The organism is Collinsella sp. CLA-AA-H302 (genome assembly GCF_040093305.1).
Classification (GTDB): Bacteria; Actinomycetota; Coriobacteriia; order Coriobacteriales; family Coriobacteriaceae; genus Collinsella.
The window spans coordinates 129,800-143,616 of record NZ_JBBNJW010000007.1 but is presented as its reverse complement, the minus strand read 5'-3'; the positions used below and the strand labels follow the sequence as shown (position 1 = coordinate 143,616).

10 protein-coding genes are annotated in these 13,817 nt (G+C 62.3%); 2 read left to right on the top strand and 8 right to left on the bottom strand.

Going from position 1 to position 13,817, the window contains the following annotated elements:
• Positions 1 to 8: 8 nt before the first annotated feature.
• From AAAV21_RS06875 to AAAV21_RS06845, 7 genes are all read right to left on the bottom strand, one after another.
• The gene (locus tag AAAV21_RS06875; RefSeq protein ID WP_117759583.1) at positions 9 to 650 is read right to left on the bottom strand and encodes a type II secretion system F family protein; all 642 of its coding nucleotides are present in this window, start codon (positions 648 to 650) and stop codon (positions 9 to 11) included.
• Positions 647 to 1,573 (bottom strand): type II secretion system F family protein, encoded by a 927-nt coding sequence (locus AAAV21_RS06870; protein ID WP_117563706.1) that lies wholly within the window; start codon positions 1,571 to 1,573, stop codon positions 647 to 649. The genes AAAV21_RS06875 and AAAV21_RS06870 overlap by 4 nt, the downstream gene beginning before the upstream one ends.
• Positions 1,546 to 2,874: a CpaF family protein gene (locus AAAV21_RS06865; protein WP_117839815.1), complete on the bottom strand. Its 1,329-nt coding sequence runs from the start codon at positions 2,872 to 2,874 to the stop codon at positions 1,546 to 1,548. Before AAAV21_RS06865 ends, AAAV21_RS06870 begins: the two co-directional genes overlap by 28 nt.
• Entirely contained in the window at positions 2,871 to 4,520 is a 1,650-nt protein-coding gene (locus AAAV21_RS06860) for a P-loop NTPase (protein WP_117839816.1), read from the bottom strand. Before AAAV21_RS06860 ends, AAAV21_RS06865 begins: the two co-directional genes overlap by 4 nt.
• A complete protein-coding gene (gene cpaB, locus AAAV21_RS06855; protein WP_231500753.1) occupies positions 4,520 to 5,179 on the bottom strand; it encodes a Flp pilus assembly protein CpaB in 660 nt (219 codons plus the stop codon). Before cpaB ends, AAAV21_RS06860 begins: the two co-directional genes overlap by 1 nt.
• A 252-nt stretch (positions 5,180 to 5,431) precedes the next feature.
• Positions 5,432 to 6,511 carry a ribosome small subunit-dependent GTPase A gene (rsgA, locus tag AAAV21_RS06850; protein WP_117817014.1) on the bottom strand — a complete coding sequence of 360 codons (1,080 nt, stop codon included), beginning with the start codon at positions 6,509 to 6,511 and terminating at the stop codon, positions 5,432 to 5,434.
• A 347-nt stretch (positions 6,512 to 6,858) separates the two neighbouring features.
• Positions 6,859 to 9,540 carry a cation-translocating P-type ATPase gene (locus AAAV21_RS06845; RefSeq protein WP_349108359.1) on the bottom strand — a complete coding sequence of 894 codons (2,682 nt, stop codon included), beginning with the start codon at positions 9,538 to 9,540 and terminating at the stop codon, positions 6,859 to 6,861.
• Between the two features lie 441 nt (positions 9,541 to 9,981).
• On the opposite strand from AAAV21_RS06845, the gene pyk reads away from it, so the two are divergent.
• Both pyk and AAAV21_RS06835 read left to right on the top strand, forming a co-directional pair.
• Positions 9,982 to 11,442, top strand: coding sequence for a pyruvate kinase (pyk, locus tag AAAV21_RS06840; protein ID WP_349108356.1), 1,461 nt, complete (start codon positions 9,982 to 9,984; stop codon positions 11,440 to 11,442).
• Positions 11,443 to 11,866: 424 nt separating this feature from the next.
• On the top strand, positions 11,867 to 12,940 hold the full coding sequence (locus AAAV21_RS06835; protein WP_349108355.1) for a hypothetical protein: 1,074 nt from the start codon (positions 11,867 to 11,869) through the stop codon (positions 12,938 to 12,940).
• Here the strand turns inward: AAAV21_RS06835 and AAAV21_RS06830 are convergent.
• Positions 12,937 to 13,785 carry a hypothetical protein gene (locus tag AAAV21_RS06830; RefSeq protein WP_349108353.1) on the bottom strand — a complete coding sequence of 283 codons (849 nt, stop codon included), beginning with the start codon at positions 13,783 to 13,785 and terminating at the stop codon, positions 12,937 to 12,939. The genes AAAV21_RS06835 and AAAV21_RS06830 overlap by 4 nt on opposite strands.
• Between the last annotated feature and the right edge of the window lie 32 nt (positions 13,786 to 13,817).

Below are 13,817 nucleotides of genomic sequence, written 5' to 3'. Positions count from 1 at the left end.
ATTCCTCCCTACATCATCCCGCCTGCTCCCAGCAGCGGGCCCAATATGGACAGAAGCAACGCCGGCAAGATGAGCGTGCCGGTGGGAATCAACAGCTTGACGGGCGCACGCTCGATCTCGCGCTCGACCGCGGCGCGATGAGCCGCACGGATCTCGCGACTTTGAGCGGCCAGCGTCTCGGCAAGTGGGGCACCCAGGGCGAGCGCCTGCCCCACCGTGATGGCAAAGGTCTCGAGCGCTCGCACGTCCAGGTCGCGCGCGGCGGCCAACAACTCGTCCTCACGCGTGCCCACGCCCACCTGCCACGCCATGCAGGCGCGCTCAAGGCGAAGAGCCAGCACTGACCGGCGGTTGGCGCAGAAAATCTCAAGCGCCGCATCAAACGAAAGACCGGCCGAAAGACCCAAGCGCACAACATCGATCATCTCGGACACTTCGCCGAGCGACACTCGCGCCGGGCCGCCCGCTCCAACCGCGCCCTTCACTCGCGCGGTCAGAGCATCGACCACCGAGCGACCCGCGGCAGCGACCAGCACCGCCTCGCGCTTGCAGGCCCCTGCGATCTTGCGTGCATCCGCCCGATCAAAACCCGTCGCGACAAATACACTCAGGGCGCACAGGCAAGCCGCAACTGCAACCGAGGCGCTCATAGCTCCACCCGCATAATGCGCCGGATAACCACCAGGGCAACGGCGTTGAGGGCAAGACCCAGCACCACAGCGCCCGCGCCGGCAGGCGTCGCAAGACCGCGACGAAAATCTGCCGAAAGCAGCGCCAACACCGCGCACATGCCCGCCGGCATCGCCGCGACCATATGCGCAGACATGCGAGCCTGCGACGTCTTAACATCCAGGCGGCGCTTGAGCTCAATGCGCTCCCCCACCATGCTCGACGCCTCGGACAGTAAGTCGGCAAGCGGAGCGCCGGTGCGCTGAGACACCTTAAGCGCCAAGGTCACAAGCGAAAGACCGGGGGCGTCGATACGTACGAGCAAGTCATCGAGCGCGTCGGTCGCCGAGATGCCGCAATCGATCGCCGCCGCCACCCGCAAAAACTCGGTATGCACTGGCTCTTGCGCATGAGCGCCCACAAAGCGCATGCCCTGGGCCAGCGAATGTCCCGAGGCAAGCGACATGGAAAGTGCGGTAAACGCCTCGGGCATCGCCTCTTCTGCATCGTGTTGCTCGCGCCGGCTCTCAAAGCCATCCCGGGCGGCACCAACGGCAAACGGAGCAACAAGTCCCAAGGCAAATCCGAGGGGCGATAACGACACCATCGTTAGTAAAACGCAGCAGACACCGCTCGATAGCAGCAGAAACGCCAAACGTCCCGAAGCATCTTCGATCACGAGGCCAAGGCGATGCGCCGGAGCCAGCGATGCCCACGAACGGGCGATCTTTTTCAGCAGATCGTTTTCCACCAGCTCACGCGGCAGCTTCTCTGCCACCGTCTCGAGCGCCTGACGTGCCAGCTCCGCCGGCGGTACCTGCGGCACACGAGGTTCCGCCCCGCACGCCGTCGCGACAGAAAGCCCTGCCAAGCCCCCTACGACGAGGGGCACAGTGATCTCCATTCGTCCACCTCCTCTTGTGTGAGCGTCCCCGACCGCAGGCCTTCTGCGATAAACGGCGGCTCGCGGTCAAGCGTCCAGGTGCGCTCGGCGGCATCGAACGTCACATAGCGCTCGAGCTCTACGCCGCCCGATGCGGCGCGTCGCACCCCCGAATACGAGGAGACGAAGCGCCTGCCATCGGCGTGGCGCTCGGACATCACGATACCGTCGAGTGCCATGGCAATCTGCTCCTCGATGAGCTCGCTCGGCAGATCGATGCCATAACGTGCAAGCAACGTCAGACGCACCACGGTCTCCTGTTCTGAACCCGCATGAAGCGTGGTGAGCGACCCGTCGTGGCCCGTGTTCATGGCCTGCAACATGTCGCAGCACTCGGCACCGCGCACCTCGCCCACCACGATGCGGTCGGGGCGCATGCGCAGGGCATTAGTCACCAGGTCGCGGATCGTCACCGCGCCCTCGCCCTCAATTGAAGCCTCGCGCGCCTCTAGGCGCACCACGTGCGGATGATGCGCAAACTTGAGCTCGGCAGAGTCCTCGATCGTCACGATGCGCTCGCCGGTGGAAATCTCACATGACAACGCGTTGAGCAGGGTGGTCTTACCAGATCCCGTGCCTCCCGCAACCGCCAAGTCCTGTCGCAGCGACACCGCACACGACAGCAGCTGCGCATACCAAAGCGGCAGCGATCCCAACCCCACGAGCTCGTCCAGCGAGCAGATACGGTCCGAGAACTTTCGGATGGTGAGAATCGGTCCGTCAATCGCCACAGGCGGAATCACCGCGTTGACGCGATAGCCCGTTTTAAGGCGGGCGTTGACGATGGGGCTGCGCTCGTCGATACGGCGGCCAAGTGGCGAGATAATGCGGTCGATAAGCACACGGATCTGCTCATCATCCTCAAACGCATGCTCGATGGGGTACAAGACGCCGCCGCGTTCAAAGAAAGCCGAGCGGCAGCCGTTGATCATGATCTCGGTAACGGTGTCGTCCTCGATGAGCGGCTGCAACGGCCCCAAGCCCACCACGTCATCCAAAATCTCGTCGATGATGGCCTCGCGCTCGGGCGTCGCGAGATCGGTCGGCTCCTCAACATTGAGCGCCGCCTCCACCGCAGGACGCAATTCCGAGCGGGCAAGTGCCGGGTCGATATAGGCGCTGATACGCGCCACTTCGTCGTAACCCATGCGGTCCATCACGGCGCGCTTGGTGCGTCGTTTCACGGCGCGGCGACGCCCCGCATCTACAGGCGCTGCCGCCGCCGCAGCGCCGGCAGCCTTAATCCTCGTTTGCAGGCTCATCGCTGATCACCCTCGTGCGACCAGGGAAGGCGGATACGCGGGCGTTCGGTGCGCATTGCACGGTCGGCGACCATATCGCTCCAAGGGCCGACGGCGCACCCCAGTTCCACGAGCATCTCGCGCGTGGCCTCGCGCACGCTGGTCGCAAAAGCGCTGGTCTGCCCCACTGCCTCGTCAGCACGCCCAAACGCCATGAGCGCGGCGAGATCCTGCCCGCCATCGGCGATACGAATCTTGGAGCTCAACGCACAGGCAATCTCAAAGCGCATAGCGACGTCCTCGTCTGCCCCGCGCGCACCGAACCGGTTGAACACGGCGCTCATACGCGTGCGCGGCACACCTACTCGACTTGCCAGTTCAATGACGCGCGACGCCGATGCCGCGGACGACACCGCCGCATCGCCAACGACCAGGCAACGGTCGCTCGCCGCCACCGCAGCCGCCACGGCGTCGCCCCAAAAGACCGAGGTATCGATAAAGACCACGTCGGATTCGCGACGCAGGACATCAAGCAGTAGCTCCACCGGACGTGCCATGAGCTCGGCTTGCTCGGGCGCCGCGACGGGACCCCAGAGCGTAACGCCCGGCGCCACGCGCATCGATGTGGCTACGATATCCGGCTCGGTGAGCGCGCCCGCCGCCGATGGCTCGATAAGTGCCGCCATATCGCGCGGAGCATCGACGCCTAACAAGTCGTAAAGGTTTCCAAACATCAGGTCCAGGTCGAGCACGGCGGCACGCAAGCCCAACAGCGACGATGTGTGTGCCATGGCGGCAACGATCGTCGACTTGCCGCAACCGCCCGAACCCGAAATAGCGCAGATGACTGGAGCTCGATGCGGCGGAGCGGTAGCGTCTGCCGGCGGCATCGGAGGCGGCGGGGCGGGCGTCGGTGACAGCGTCCCCGTCTCCCCCGCCGCAACCACGTGCTGCGTCCAAGCCGGCATGGCTGCTTGTTCGGTCTGCGAGGCAGGCTCGTTCTGCGCAATCTGCTCATGCTGCATCAGCGACAACTCGCCGCACCCGGCAAGGCCCTCAACTTCGTCGAGTTCATCCGCCAGATTCACGCCGTGCACGTATCCCATATCTACTGCCGGGGAGTCGCCAGCATGCTGCGCCGGCCCTCCAGCGTCATCGTATACAAGGGGGTTCCGGGGGCGCCGACCATGCTCGGCTTCCGCTTTTCCATAATCATCAACACGCGGGCCTCTTGTAGCGCGAGGCGCCCCGGGTTCCCTATCAACAAAAGCATCGGGCTCAATCGTCATGCGCCGATCGGAATCAACCGCTCCCTCGCCCGCGCGCCCGTTGCCGCATATACTGTGTGCAGCGATGACCTCGGTCGCCCCCGCGCGAAACAGCCCCTCGATATCCGACGGATCGAGCGCTTCTATCAACACGACCACGCGACTCACGCGGCCTTCGGCCGTCAGGCGCGCAACAGTCTTGCGCACATCTTCGGTATCAAACAGAGACGCCGCGATGATGGCAGCCCCGCGGCGCGACGGAAACGCCCGCGCCATGGAAACCAGCCCGTCCAGGTCACCCACGCGAAGCACCTGTGCACCCGCATCACGGCCCTCGACTTCCCGCTGCAACAGCCCGTAATCGCCGCACGCGCAGCACGCAAGCCAGATCGCCTTCATCACTCGTCGCCTCCGCTCTTTTTGCCGCGCGCCGTGGCGGGAATCGTCAAGCTGACCGTTCCCTTGCCCGAGGCTCCCAGCAGTTCCTTGACGTCTTCGGGGTCAGCCGCCAGCGTCACCCATTCGATCTTGCCCTCGCGCGTGGCACCGGAATCCTCACTGGTATCGATCACGTACGCGCCGCACAGCCGATCGGTCACGCCGTCTTTTTGCACATACACATCCACGTAGCTGCCCACGCCCGTAGCACCGCCGACCGAGTGCTCGGCATCGACCGCCACCGAAACGGCGACCTTGCCCTTAGGCACCTCGAGCTTGCGGCTCTCGGCCTTGGTGTAGACATTGCAGATCACGGCGTTTTTGGGAATACGCGAAGTCGTCACGTCGCCGCGCACCTGGCGCAGCTCGGTCGCTGCGTCACGCGGCAGCAGGCTCGTCAGCCATTCCTGGGTTATGACATTGGTCTCATCGAGGGTCTCGCCCACATCGATATCGCGCGCCGCGACGCAAACTTCGACGCGATCGCCACCGTACTTGGCCAAGGTCTCAGCCTGGACCTGTTCGGCTTGCGAGCGGATCGACGAGCCGTAAACCATGCAGAGCAGAGCAGCGAGCACGCCCGCGACCAGACTGATGGCGATGCGCTTGCTCTTGTTCACGGCCGCTCCTCTCATGGCAGTGCCGGGCGAATGCCCGTACCACCATTGTCTGGGCGGTCAGAGTGCAAAGCGGCGCAATCGCAATCTTGGTTTTCGATGTCAAACCAATCGCTGACCAAAAGCTGACCAGCCCGTCAAGCTCGTGGCAAGGTTTTGGTCAGCACGTCAGCAAACTGCATGTTTCGAGGCTTTTCCACAGCAAAAAAGCCGTCTCCCGAACAGTTGGGAGACGGCTGTCATAGGAAAAATCAATTACAGATGGACATCGGGATCGAGCATTTGAGCACTCACGCGCATGGATGACGCCAGGTTTTGGAACGTTTCCAGACGCAGGCTATCGATCTGCCCGGCGTCCTCGGCCTCGCGAACGGCGCAGCCCGGCTCATGGACATGCGTGCAATCGCCAAACCGGCACGCGCGCGATGCCTCGACAATCTCGGGGAAAGCGCGCGCCAGACCCCGCTCGTGACCCACGAGCGGCAGGCTACGCAGGCCCGGGGCATCGGCGATCACGCCGGCGTCGCCCGGCAGTGCCACCATCACGCGCGCGACGGTAGTGTGACGGCCCTGATCGTCGCGTTCGCGCACACCGCCGGTCGCCAACGTATCGTGGCCCAGCAGCGCATTGAGCAGCGTCGACTTGCCGGCACCCGACTCGCCCAGAATCATGGCGCAGCTCCCGGCGGGCACGCAGGCACGGACCTCGTCCAGGCCGCGGCCCTCGGCAGAGGACGTCACGATCACGCGCACGTCCGGACCCACCAGGCGGCGCACGCGGTCCAGATCGCGCTCGAGTTCCTCGGCATCGCAGCGGTCAGCTTTGGTGAGTACCACCACCGGTTCGGCATCGCAGTCGAGCGCCAACACCAGCGAGCGCGCCACGCGGTCGAGCAGCACCTCGCCGGCACCGAGCGCCTGCACGATTAGCACGCTATCCACGTTGGAGCAGAGCACCTGACGCTCCCCGCGGGCACGGCCGCGCCAACGCTCAAAGCTCGTACGGCGCGGCAGCACGCACTCAATCACGCCCATATCGTGCCCGGGAGCGCGGCGCACCGCCACACGATCGCCCACGGCAGGCAGCAGGACCTCGTCCTCGCCGCGTGACTTGGCAAACCCCACAGCATGCTCGGCACGAAACGTGTCATCGGCAGTCGCCACCAGTGGAAACCCGCGATCCAAGCGCACCACGGCGCCAAGCTGCATCTGCTCGGGCTCCTCGGCATGTGCGCAGAAATCATCAAAGGCAGCCTGCTGGGCTTCATCGACCGGCAGGTCATCAAACGCCGGAACATCCTGCAGCGCGTCGAGCCCCGGCACGCTTGCCAGCAGCTCCTCAGCAGGTGCGGGAGCCTCGGTCGCGAGCTTCCGACGACGATCGCGCTTAGCCCGCGCCCCCGTCGTCTTTTTCTTCGCCTTAGCCTTAGCCTTGCCCACAGATGCCTCCCAGCACAAAACCACACAACTGAGCAGGTATTTTACCCACAAAAAAAGAGTCGGTCGAGCAAACGCTCGACCGACTCACATACTTTCCCTCAGCCAATGGTCCCGCGAGGTTATCCGAAGGCCCGCCCGCCGGGAGGGGTTTCTTCCGAGCGATCCCGCAGCGCGAAGCGCGAGGACCAGCGAGGAAGAAACCCCGCAGGCGGTCGGGCCGGTGGGAAGGATGGCCTTTCGACCTACTCCTTCTCGACCGCGCGCATGATCGCCTTGTAGATCTCCATCAGCGGGATGATCAGGAAGGCCAGGCCCAGGGCAGCGACAACGCCCTTGAGTTCAAGCGTCACGGGGCCAAAGAACATCTCGGCAAGCGTCGGCTGCACGGTCACGATCACCGTCAGCACCAGTGCCAGCGCGGCGGAAGCCCACAGCCACTTGTTCTGCTTCTTCATGGTGAACAGCGACGCACGACGGCTGCGCATATTGAAGCAGTGGAAAATCTCGACCATGTTGAGCGTGATGAACGCCATCATCACGCCTTCCTCGTCGGCATTGCCGGCGATCATATCGGCGATGTGGATGTAGCCCATGTCAAAGTACACGCCCACAAAGAAGCTCGCCAGCACCAGCGCGGTGATGATTAGGCCCTGGACCACGCAGTCCAGACCCATATGTCCGGCAAAGACACCGTCCTTGGCGTTGCGCGGCTTGCGCTTCATGATGTCGCCCTCGGCATCCTCCATGCCCAGCGCAAGCGCGGGGAAGCAGTCGGTGACCAGGTTCACCCACAGCAGCTGCACCGGCTGGAAGATGGTAAAGCCGATGAGCGTGGCGATAAACACCGAGAACACCTCGGCAAGGTTGGCCGAAAGCAGGAACTGGATGACCTTGCGGATGTTGTCGTAGATGCGACGACCCTCTTCGCAGGCGCCGATGATGGTAGCGAAGTTGTCATCGGCAAGTACCATGTCGGCGACGTTCTTGGTGACGTCGGTACCGGTGATGCCCATACCAACGCCAATGTCGGCGCGCTTGATGGACGGGGCGTCGTTGACGCCATCGCCCGTCATGGCCACGATCTGGTCGCGCGACTTCCAAGCCTCGACGATGCGTGTCTTGTGCTCGGGCTGGACGCGGGCGTACACGCCGTAGTCCTCGATGTGCGCGTCGAGTTCCTCGTCGCTCATGCGATCGAGGTCGGCACCGGTGATGGCCTGGCTGCGATCGGCGACGATGCCCAGCTGCTTGGCGATGGCCACGGCGGTGTCGATGTGGTCGCCCGTGATCATGACGGTGCGGATACCGGCGTCGTGCGCCTCGTGGATAGCGTCGGCCACCTCGGGACGGACCGGGTCGATCATGCCGGACAGGCCACAGAAGACCAGGTCATGCTCGAGCGCAGCGGGGCTGCAGTCGTCGGGAACCTCGGTGTAGGTGCGGCTTGCCAGCGCCAGTACGCGCAGGGCCTCGTCGGCCATGGCCTTGTTGGCCGCCACGAGCTCGGCGCGGCGCTCCTCGGTCAGGGGGACGACCTTATCGCCCTCGTAGATATGGGTGCACAGGCCGATCACCACGTCGGGCGCACCCTTGGTGTACTGCTCGTACTCGCCATCCAGGGTCTCGACGACCACGGACATCATCTTGCGGCCCGAGTCAAACGGGGCCTCGCCCACGCGCGGATGCTCGGCAGTCAGGCCAGTGAGGCCCGCCTTGCCGGCGTCGTTGACGAGCGCGCACTCAGTCGGCTCGCCCACGGCCTCGCCCAGCTCCTCGTCCCACTGAGCATCGGAGCACAGCGCCATGCCGGCCAGGAACTTCTCCTTGGGCGCAGCGAGCTCGTGCTTGACGACGGTCATCTTGTTTTGGGTAAGGGTACCGGTCTTGTCGGAGCAGATGGTCTGCGTGCAGCCGAGAGTCTCGACGGCAGAGAGCTTGCGGATGATTGCCTGGCGCTTAGCCATCTTGGTCACGCCAAGCGATAGCACGATGGTCACGACGGCGACCAGGCCCTCGGGGATGGCAGCGACGGCGAGCGAGACGGCGACCATAAAGGTATCGAGCAGGGCGGTCGGGTCGGTAAGAACGTTGCCCACGCCGTGGCGGATGATATCAACGCCAAAGATGACGACGCAGATGACGATAACCATAATGGTAAGGATGCGGCTGAGCTCGGCGAGCTTCACTTGCAACGGCGTGAGCTCTTCCTTGGCCTCGGCCAGGGCGCCGGCGATCTTGCCCATCTCGGTGTTCATGCCGGTGCCGACCACGACGGCGCGACCACGGCCGTACACGACGGTGGAGCCCATATAGCACATGTTCTTACGGTCGCCGAGCGGCACGTCATCGGTGCCCGCAGCGAGCTCGATCACGTTGGCGTGCTTCTCTACGGGCACGGACTCGCCGGTGAGCGCGGCCTCTTCGATCTTCATCGTGGCGCTCTCGAGCACGCGGCAGTCGGCCGGGACGGAGTCGCCCGCCTCGAGCATGATCACGTCGCCGGGCACGAGCTCGGCGCTCGGCAGGTGCACGAGTTTGCCGTCGCGCAGCACCTTGGACTGCGCCGCGCTCATCTCCTGCAGGGCCTCGAGGGCCTCCTCGCTCTTGGCTTCCTGGACCACGCCCAGCACCGAGTTGATGATAACGACGAACATGATAATGGCGACGTCGGCAAAGTCGGGCTCGCCCTTGACCATGCCCGTGAGCGCGCTGATAACGGCGGCAACGATCAGCATGATGACCATGGGGTCGGCCATCTGCTCAAAGAAACGCTTCCACAGCGGCGTCTTCTCGGCTTCCTCGAGCTTGTTAGGGCCTGTCTTGGCGAGGCGCGATGACGCCTCGTCGCTGCTCAGGCCGAGGTTCTCATCGACACCTTGGTCGCTGAGCACCTCCGCCGCGGCGGACAGGTATTCCTTTTGCATATAGAGTCCCCTCCTGGGATTCGGGCCACTCAGCAGATTGATGCCCGATCATAATTCCCAGGAGAAGGGCAAGGGCTCATCAAGGCTGCCGTGCTGAGCGGCAGTTGATAGTGGAGCTATGGTACCCCAAAGCGGCGCGTCTAGCCAAAACATTCCAATTGGAAACACGGCTCGAGTGCAACGGTGCAGACCGTGTGATGCTCAATGTTGGTAAAACGTTTTTTCTTCGGCACTTCGTCAAACTGAAATATCGCCCAGATAACAGCGGTTAGAGCGGTTGGTAAAGATTTTTCATATACCGTTTTCCCGCAAAAAATGAACTTCTTAATCGGCATACGGTCGTTTTTTTGGGGTATTCGGTCGGTATTTCGTTATAATCAACTCGATTTTATTTCTTATGGTTTATCTATCAGCGCAAGACGATGTCAGATGGAGGTCTGAATGTACAAGCGCACTAAGATTGTATGCACCATGGGTCCCGCCTGCGATAGCGACGAGACCATCCGCGAGATGATCAAGGCGGGCATGAACGTCGCCCGTTTTAACTTCTCGCACGGCTCCTACGACGAGCACCACGGTCGCATCGAGCGCGTCCGTCGTATTTCCAAGGAGCTCGGTCTGCCCGTCGGCATCCTGCTCGACACCAAGGGCCCCGAGGTCCGCACCGGCCTTCTGGTCGACGGCAAGAAGGTTGCCGTCAAGACCGGCGACAAGATCGTCGTCACCGCTCAGCCCACGTCCGAGGATTTCCACGGCACCGCTGAGCACATCTCCCTCGACTACCTGGCTCTGCCCTCCGAGGTCGAGAAGGGCTCCCTCATCCTGATCGATGACGGCCTGGTTGCCCTCGAGGTCGAGTCCGTCAGTGGCCAGGACATGACCTGCGTCGTTAAGAACGACGGCCTGATCGGCGAGCGCAAGGGCGTCAACATGCCCAACGTCAACATCTCGCTGCCCGCTATCACCGAGCGCGATCGTCAGGACATCCTCTTTGGCCTGACCGAGAACATCGACTACATCGCCGCTTCCTTCATCCGTGATGGCGAGTCCGTCCGCGGCATCCGCAAGCTTTGCCGCGAGAACGGTGGCGAGCACGTGACGATCTTCCCGAAGATTGAGTGTGCCCTGGGCGTCGAGAACTTCGATGAGATCCTCGAGGCTTCCGACGGCATCATGGTCGCCCGTGGCGACCTGGGCATCGAGATCAAGCCCGAGCTTGTTCCGCACATCCAGAAGGAGATCATCGCCAAGTGCAACGCGGCCTACAAGCCCGTTATCACCGCTACGCAGATGCTCGACTCCATGCAGCAGAACCCGCGCCCGACGCGCGCCGAGGTTGCCGACGTTGCTAACGCCATCTACGACGGCACCGACGCCGTTATGCTCTCTGGCGAGTCCGCTGCCGGTAAGTACCCGGTCGAGGCCGTTAAGATGCAGGCCAGCATTGCTCTCGAGACCGAGAAGTACCTCCCGGCCCACGCTCCGCTCGAGGTTCCGGCCGATGCTCACGGCACCCGCGTTGTCAACAACGTTGTGGGTATGTCCGCTGTGAACATGGCCACCACCGTTGGCGCCAAGTGCATCACCGTGCCGACGACCACCGGTCGTACCGCTCGCCTGATCTCGCACTTCCGCCCCAACATGCCGATCTGCGCGTTCTCCCGCCACGAGTGGGCCGTCCAGCAGATGATCATGTACTGGGGCGTTATCCCGCACCAGGCCGAGATTACCCAGGGCACCGTCAACGGCACGATCGTCAAGGCGATCGAGACCGCTAAGGAGCTCGGCTACGTCGAGACTGGCGATCTGACCGTCGCCACCGCCGGCGATCCCCGCATGAGCGTCCAGCTTGAGGACAAGGTCTCCTCGACCAACGTCGCTTACGTCGCTCAGGTGCGCTAAGTCGTACTTGCAAGCAGATTTGCGTTGCAAAGGGCCCGGAAGGCTTCGCCTTCCGGGCCCTTTTTCTGTGTGCCAATACCTGCACACGGCAAAACACACACTCATTTCTTTACCAAAAGCGCGAAATCCACCCTTCAAGCCCCAAAAAATAAAGTCCCAAGCCCTAAAAGTGTTCGCCCGATGGCGAAACCACACCTTACCCGACGCTGCTAAATCGTTTTAGCAAGAGCCAGATCGACCGCGTTTTCGGAAGTATGCGGCAAATTCTGAGACCTCCGAGCACACCCCGTTTTTTCGCAACAAAATGCCTGATAAACTGGCCTCAAAAGCCAGGTCTGCTCACAGGGTTCAGATTTTGCCGCATACTTCCGAATTGACGCTGGCATCGCACGGTCCAAAAGCACATTTCGACCAGGAGGATATCATGGACCTGACGCTATGCGGTCAATCCGCTTTTTACTATCACCGTATCCCGCCGCAGGTATTAGGGCTTTACCCCGCCATTAGCCTTGGCAATATGGATCGCAGATGTTGCGGCCTCGGAAGTCATGCAGTTGTAAAAGACCTGCTTCACGCACCGCTTCACAGGCTTGTATTCACTCGAGTACAATCCGGGTCGCGAAGCCTGTTTAAATCGCACCTCCTGACCCAAGAGCCGCCTCCCGGTTCGTTTAGGCAGACTGAACATGGATTTGATGTCACGTCGCCCGAGTTTACGCTGCTCAGCCTTGCTACGCAGGTCTCACGCAACCAGTTACTCATGGCTTGCTACGAGATGTGCGGCTCCTTTGCAGTGTTTAAGCCCTGCGAGCGAACGCAACAGCAACTTGATGAGGCAATGTCACTTAAGCTCATTCCGCCCGACTGTGGTTGGAAACGCGTTGTCGACACCAAGGGCAATGACACCAATTTGTGGAAGCGCCCACCGCTCCTCAGCGCGGCGGATATCGCCGCGTTCGCCAAGCAGGCCGCAGGCCTGCGCGGCGTTAAACAACTGCGCTGGGCGGCCGAGCACATGACGGGGCAGACCGCCTCGCCCTTCGAAGTACAGACCTCCATGCTTGTCTCGCTCCCCCGCGACGAGGGCGGCCTGGGCATCGTGATCACCAATAACGCGCGTATCCCACTCAATGAAGCCGCGCGCTCACTGTATGACAAAACCTGCTGTTACGCCGATATCCTCATCGAAAGTTTCACCGACAGCATGGGTGTCATTCTGGAATGCCAAGGCCGCTCCGCTCATGACGGCGAAGCCGCAAACCTCTCCGATGCCGAGCGCGCCACCGCGCTCACAAGCATGGGCTACGACGTCATCCAAATTACCTATGAGCAGATCAAGGACAAAAGGAGCTTTGGCAACCTTGCCGAACTCATTCATAAAAAGGCCGGGCTTCCCTACACCCCAAAGACCAAACAGGAGTGCGACGCCGAAGACGCTCTGCGGCTAGAACTGCTTGTCGATTGGGATGACCTATTCGTCATCGGGCCAGCCGGCTAGCAGCTAGCAATCAGAGGCAGCGCGGGCGCACCGGGTGATGCGACGCGGGCGGCAAAACCTGCCTCGGTCATCTCGACGACCTCGGTAAACGTTGCATCAAAGAACGCTTCGGTCAGCAGGCGGTACGGCGGATGATCCGGCTCGCCGGGGTTTTCGCGCACGATCTCGTGCATGACCCCGATAGTCTTAAGCACATACTCCTGCGGAATCGAATACTGGCCAAACTGGGCCGCCGCTGTATAGAGGCGATCGGTCGCACGCGGGATGGAGACGATGCCGAGCGTTTTGCCAAACCAGTCAAAGTCGCCCTGCTTCTTAATGCGGAACTCCTCACACGGCTTGCCACCATGCGCCTCGAGGTATTGGTTTACGCGGGTGTTCCACACGGTATCGGCCACCAGGTGAGACCAAACGCCCAGCGTCAGATCGAGCAACGACTGCGCCACGTCCTCGGGTGCGAGCGAAAGCTCGTCGGCACTGGGGCCGACGACCGGCTCGGCATCCCTATAGCGCTGCGGATAATGCACGCGATTAAGCCGCTCGCGTTCTTCGACAATCGAGGTTGCCGCAGTCGGCGTACCAATTGGCATGCCTTTGAGCAGCGGCTCCACATAGGTATCCCAAAACTCATCCTCGCGCGGCTTGGGGATAGGCTCGGGCTTGGCAAAATGCGTGATGCGGTACGGGATGGGATCGGCAATGCCGGGAACCATATAGCCCACGAAGATATCCGGAACCACGCAACCAAACAAAAAGGCGTTGCGGTCGCGCACGTTATCGGCAAGCTTGCCGGCACGCGCCAATAGTCGTTCCGTCTGAGCGATATGAATGTTCCAGCTTGGCATAGCCACCCCCATAAAAACCTGGATAACTATAC

Bases quoted from the DNA above. Each gene is read 5' to 3' on its own strand.
- AAAV21_RS06835 (WP_349108355.1), top strand. From the start codon at position 11,867: ATGGACCTGACGCTATGCGGTCAATCCGCTTTTTACTATCACCGTATC.
- pyk (WP_349108356.1), top strand. From the start codon at position 9,982: ATGTACAAGCGCACTAAGATTGTATGCACCATGGGTCCCGCCTGCGAT.
- AAAV21_RS06870 (WP_117563706.1), bottom strand. From the start codon at position 1,573: ATGGAGATCACTGTGCCCCTCGTCGTAGGGGGCTTGGCAGGGCTTTCT.
- AAAV21_RS06865 (WP_117839815.1), bottom strand. From the start codon at position 2,874: ATGAGCCTGCAAACGAGGATTAAGGCTGCCGGCGCTGCGGCGGCGGCA.
- AAAV21_RS06845 (WP_349108359.1), bottom strand. From the start codon at position 9,540: ATGCAAAAGGAATACCTGTCCGCCGCGGCGGAGGTGCTCAGCGACCAA.
- AAAV21_RS06860 (WP_117839816.1), bottom strand. From the start codon at position 4,520: ATGAAGGCGATCTGGCTTGCGTGCTGCGCGTGCGGCGATTACGGGCTG.
- AAAV21_RS06830 (WP_349108353.1), bottom strand. From the start codon at position 13,785: ATGCCAAGCTGGAACATTCATATCGCTCAGACGGAACGACTATTGGCG.
- AAAV21_RS06875 (WP_117759583.1), bottom strand. From the start codon at position 650: ATGAGCGCCTCGGTTGCAGTTGCGGCTTGCCTGTGCGCCCTGAGTGTA.